A 1,081-nucleotide genomic window follows, 5' to 3' on the forward strand; every position below is an offset into this window, starting at 1 on the left:
ATCTATTAATAAATATTTTAAATAAAAAAAGACTGTATGCAAACTCGATTTTATCGAGTTTGTCTACAGTCTGAAACGAAGAGATATTAAAAATCTCTTCGTTTTTTTATGCTGTTTTTCAAATTGAATTTATTCCCTTCAATCAGGTCTAAAAGATGAGCTGTATAAATAAAAATAATAAACGTCATGATCGTTTTGAACATGCACCTTTTTTCTTTTTTAGGCACATATTTTCATACACTAGCATAGAATGAACTATACGGTTTCATTTATCCCGATCTTAATGGGTAGTAAAAGCCTCAGGACAGAATGATATAGAAAAGGAACAACTAAACTGGCAATAACAGTCCTGTTGATAACCAATAATGATTATATTTTAAGCTAAAAAAATACACTTTTTATTGGTTAAACGTGTAATATTTTCAGTTAATTCTTGAGCACAAATGTTACTAGCCTAGCATAGGATTAAATGAAGATACATTGAGGAGGGTATGCTAGTATGTCTGAATACAGAGAAATAATAACAAAAGCGGTAGTAGCGAAGGGCCGAAAATTTACCCAATGTACGCATACGATATCACCGTCACAAAGACCAGCGAGCATTTTAGGAGGATGGATTATTAACCATACGTATGATGCTCAAAAAAAAGGTAAAACAGTTGAAGTAGAAGGTACTTATGATATTAACGTTTGGTATTCTTACAATGAAAACACAAAAACAGAAGTTGTAACTGAGCGTGTAGATTATGTAGATGTCATCAAGCTAAGATATAAAGATGATAATTTTATTGATGATGAGCATGAAGTAATTTGTAAAGCATTGCAGCAGCCAAATTGCTTAGAGGTAACTATTTCTCCTAATGGAAATAAAATCATTGTTCAAGCTGAACGTGAGCATCTTGCAGAAGTCATTGGCGAAACAAAAGTATGCGTACGTGTCAATCCTGACGGCTGTGATGAAGATGAAGATTGGGAAGAAGAATTAGATGATGAATTTGAAGATTTAAACCCTGAATTTTTAGTTGGCGATGTTGAAGAATAACTAGGAGAGAAGAGCTCTCCTAGTTTTCTTTTATTATAT

The 1,081-nt window shown here is 32.5% G+C and carries 1 protein-coding gene; it reads left to right on the forward strand.

Translation table 11 applies throughout. The features are described from left to right. The first annotated feature begins 499 nt into the window (after window positions 1-499). Window positions 500-1,042: an outer spore coat protein CotE gene (cotE, locus tag HU235_RS11340; protein ID WP_095302338.1), complete on the forward strand. Its 543-nt coding sequence runs from the start codon at window positions 500-502 to the stop codon at window positions 1,040-1,042. Window positions 1,043-1,081 lie beyond the last annotated feature (39 nt).

This window comes from Metabacillus niabensis (assembly GCF_902829255.1).
Taxonomy (GTDB): Bacteria; Bacillota; Bacilli; order Bacillales; family Bacillaceae; genus Metabacillus; species Metabacillus niabensis.